Raw genomic sequence first — 2,500 nt, forward strand, 5'->3', positions numbered from 1 at the left:
TACCAATGGTATCAGTGGTAGGGGAGCGTTCTAAGGACAGTGAAGTCAGACCGGAAGGACTGGTGGAGTGCTTAGAAGTGAGAATGCCGGTATGAGTAGCGAAAGACGGGTGAGAATCCCGTCCACCGAATGCCTAAGGTTTCCTGAGGAAGGCTCGTCCGCTCAGGGTTAGTCAGGACCTAAGCCGAGGCCGACAGGCGTAGGCGATGGACAACAGGTTGATATTCCTGTACCACCTCTTTATCGTTTGAGCAATGGAGGGACGCAGAAGGATAGAAGAAGCGTGCGATTGGTTGTGCACGTCCAAGCAGTTAGGCTGATAAGTAGGCAAATCCGCTTATCGCGTATGCTGAGCTGTGATGGGGAAGCTCCTTATGGAGCGAAGTCTTTGATTCCCCGCTGCCAAGAAAAGCTTCTAGCGAGATAAAAGGTGCCTGTACCGCAAACCGACACAGGTAGGCGAGGAGAGAATCCTAAGGTGTGCGAGAGAACTCTGGTTAAGGAACTCGGCAAAATGACCCCGTAACTTCGGGAGAAGGGGTGCTTTCTTAACGGAAAGCCGCAGTGAATAGGCCCAAGCGACTGTTTAGCAAAAACACAGCTCTCTGCGAAGCCGTAAGGCGAAGTATAGGGGGTGACACCTGCCCGGTGCTGGAAGGTTAAGGAGAGGGGTTAGCGTAAGCGAAGCTCTGAACTGAAGCCCCAGTAAACGGCGGCCGTAACTATAACGGTCCTAAGGTAGCGAAATTCCTTGTCGGGTAAGTTCCGACCCGCACGAAAGGTGTAACGATTTGGGCACTGTCTCAACCAGAGACTCGGTGAAATTATAGTACCTGTGAAGATGCAGGTTACCCGCGACAGGACGGAAAGACCCCGTGGAGCTTTACTGTAGCCTGATATTGAATTTTGGTACAGTTTGTACAGGATAGGCGGGAGCCATGGAAACCGGAGCGCTAGCTTCGGTGGAGGCGCTGGTGGGATACCGCCCTGACTGTATTGAAATTCTAACCTACGGGTCTTATCGACCCGGGAGACAGTGTCAGGTGGGCAGTTTGACTGGGGCGGTCGCCTCCTAAAGTGTAACGGAGGCGCCCAAAGGTTCCCTCAGAATGGTTGGAAATCATTCGTAGAGTGCAAAGGCATAAGGGAGCTTGACTGCGAGACCTACAAGTCGAGCAGGGACGAAAGTCGGGCTTAGTGATCCGGTGGTTCCGCATGGAAGGGCCATCGCTCAACGGATAAAAGCTACCCCGGGGATAACAGGCTTATCTCCCCCAAGAGTCCACATCGACGGGGAGGTTTGGCACCTCGATGTCGGCTCATCGCATCCTGGGGCTGTAGTCGGTCCCAAGGGTTGGGCTGTTCGCCCATTAAAGCGGTACGCGAGCTGGGTTCAGAACGTCGTGAGACAGTTCGGTCCCTATCCGTCGTGGGCGTAGGAAATTTGAGAGGAGCTGTCCTTAGTACGAGAGGACCGGGATGGACGCACCGCTGGTGTACCAGTTGTTCTGCCAAGGGCATAGCTGGGTAGCTATGTGCGGAAGGGATAAGTGCTGAAAGCATCTAAGCATGAAGCCCCCCTCAAGATGAGATTTCCCATAGCGTAAGCTAGTAAGATCCCTGAAAGATGATCAGGTTGATAGGTTCGAGGTGGAAGCATGGTGACATGTGGAGCTGACGAATACTAATAGATCGAGGACTTAACCATATAATATGAAGCAATGTTATCTAGTTTTGAAAGAATATAAAAAACTTGTTGACTTTAAAAGTTAAATGAGTTACAATGATTCTTGTCTTAAATGAATACAGTCTGGTAATGATGGCAGAGAGGCCACACCCGTTCCCATACCGAACACGGAAGTTAAGCTCTCTAGCGCCGATGGTAGTTGGGACCTTGTCCCTGTGAGAGTAGGACGTTGCCAGGCAATCCGGAGGATTAGCTCAGCTGGGAGAGCACCTGCCTTACAAGCAGGGGGTCGGCGGTTCGATCCCGTCATCCTCCACCATTTAGCCGACTTAGCTCAATTGGTAGAGCAACTGACTTGTAATCAGTAGGTTGGGGGTTCAAGTCCTCTAGTCGGCACCAGTTTTTATTGTAAGAGCCATTAGCTCAGTTGGTAGAGCATCTGACTTTTAATCAGAGGGTCGAAGGTTCGAGTCCTTCATGGCTCACCATTTTAATTAATATGCGGGTGTGGCGGAATTGGCAGACGCACTAGACTTAGGATCTAGCGCCTTTGGCGTGGGGGTTCGACTCCCTTCACCCGCACTTTTAATAAAATATCTCAAACATGTCTTGCGGAAGTAGTTCAGTGGTAGAATACAACCTTGCCAAGGTTGGGGTCGCGGGTTCGAATCCCGTCTTCCGCTCCAATTTTCAATATGACATGCCGGGGTGGCGGAACAGGCAGACGCACAGGACTTAAAATCCTGCGGTGGGTGACCACCGTGCGGGTTCGACCCCCGCCCTCGGCACCATATGCGCCCGTAGCTCAATTGG

Annotated in this window: 7 tRNA genes and 2 rRNA genes (2 of these 9 cut by a window edge); all 9 read left to right on the forward strand. The window is 51.8% G+C overall.

The annotated features are described in order from the left end of the window. Nucleotides 1-1,708: ribosomal RNA gene (locus ACTL4X_RS00440) — 23S ribosomal RNA — on the forward strand; it begins 1,214 nt to the left of the window's first position. A gap of 101 nt (nt 1,709-1,809) precedes the next feature. Next, nucleotides 1,810-1,925: ribosomal RNA gene (rrf, locus tag ACTL4X_RS00445) — 5S ribosomal RNA — on the forward strand. Between the two features lie 5 nt (nt 1,926-1,930). Then, nucleotides 1,931-2,006 (forward strand) — tRNA-Val (locus ACTL4X_RS00450). Nucleotides 2,007-2,010: 4 nt separating this feature from the next. Further along, nucleotides 2,011-2,086 (forward strand) — tRNA-Thr (locus ACTL4X_RS00455). Between the two features lie 13 nt (nt 2,087-2,099). Beyond that, nucleotides 2,100-2,175: transfer RNA gene (locus ACTL4X_RS00460), tRNA-Lys, on the forward strand. A gap of 13 nt (nt 2,176-2,188) precedes the next feature. Beyond that, nucleotides 2,189-2,269 (forward strand) — tRNA-Leu (locus ACTL4X_RS00465). A gap of 29 nt (nt 2,270-2,298) precedes the next feature. Then, nucleotides 2,299-2,373, forward strand: a tRNA-Gly gene (locus tag ACTL4X_RS00470). A 16-nt stretch (nt 2,374-2,389) separates the two neighbouring features. After that, a tRNA-Leu gene (locus ACTL4X_RS00475) sits at nt 2,390-2,478 on the forward strand. Nucleotides 2,479-2,481: 3 nt separating this feature from the next. Beyond that, a tRNA-Arg gene (locus ACTL4X_RS00480) sits at nt 2,482-2,500 on the forward strand; it runs 55 nt beyond the window's last position.

Source organism: Bacillus sp. RE35, assembly GCF_052146655.1.
Lineage (GTDB): Bacteria > Bacillota > Bacilli > Bacillales > Bacillaceae_G > Bacillus_A > Bacillus_A cereus.